The sequence below is a fragment of the Bacteroides sp. CAG:633 genome (genome assembly GCF_000435115.1).
GTDB classification, from domain to species: Bacteria; Bacteroidota; Bacteroidia; order Bacteroidales; family Bacteroidaceae; genus Bacteroides; species Bacteroides ndongoniae.
This window is the reverse complement of the sequence record NZ_FR883004.1, coordinates 8,527-9,418: the sequence shown is the minus strand read 5'-3', so window position 1 is coordinate 9,418 and position 892 is coordinate 8,527. Positions and strand designations below refer to the sequence as shown.

Sequence of the window (892 nt, the reverse complement as noted above, 5' to 3'; positions counted from 1 at the left end):
TTTGTGGGACACTTGTACGGCTCGCGAGCCGTGCAAGTGATACAGACGAGCGACACAAGTGTCCCACAAACGGTCTGCCGGACCCGCTTTACTTGATGTTTTCGCGGATCTTCGTCAGGTATTTCTTCATGCCTTCGGCATCCTTGTTGGTGATGATTTCCAACAGCTGCTTCAGCTCGACGCGGATATTTTCGACTTGTGCCGGCGTGCGCGGGTTGAAGAGGATTTCCTGCAGCAGGTAGTCGTCTTCGTTCAGCAGTCCCTGAGCAATGGCCATGTGCTTCTTGAAGGTGGTACCCGGTGCTTCCTGATGCTTCATCACGGCTGCAAAGACGAAAGTCGAAACGAAGGGGATGGACAGCGAGTAAGCCACCGTCTCGTCGTGCTCGTCGAAGGTGTATTCGAAGATGTTCAGCTTCAGCGTCTGATACAGGTCCTTGAAGAAGATGCGTCCCAGGTGATCGCCTTCGGTGATGATAATGGCGTTCTCCGTATTCAGGTGGTTGAGGCTGGCGAACGTGGGTCCGAACATGGGGTGGGTGGACACGTAGCGGAAGCCGCTTTCCTGATAGAATTTTTTCAACCCGGTCTTCACCGAAGCGATGTCGCTCAGGATGCAGTCCTTGGGCAGTACGGGCAATACCTGGCGGAAGGCGTCGAGGGTGTATTTCACCGTGGCGGCGTTGATCACCAGCTCGGGTTCAAACTCTTTTATCTCGTCCAGCGTGGTAAAGCGGTAGGTGTTGTAGACAAAGCGCAACTGGTGCGGGTTGACGTCGAACACGGCCGTCTCGTGCTGGAAACTCAGTACGTCGTTGAAGAAGGAGCCCATCTTGCCGGCTCCGAGGATTAATATTCTCATAATATAAGCCTCACCCCCGTCCCCTCTCCC

1 protein-coding gene is annotated in these 892 nt (G+C 54.5%); it reads right to left on the bottom strand.

Translation table 11 applies throughout. The annotated features are described in order from the left end of the window. Positions 1-88: 88 nt before the first annotated feature. Positions 89-862, bottom strand: coding sequence for a prephenate dehydrogenase/arogenate dehydrogenase family protein (locus tag QVP67_RS02730; protein WP_071150565.1), 774 nt, complete (start codon positions 860-862; stop codon positions 89-91). Positions 863-892: the final 30 nt, after the last annotated feature.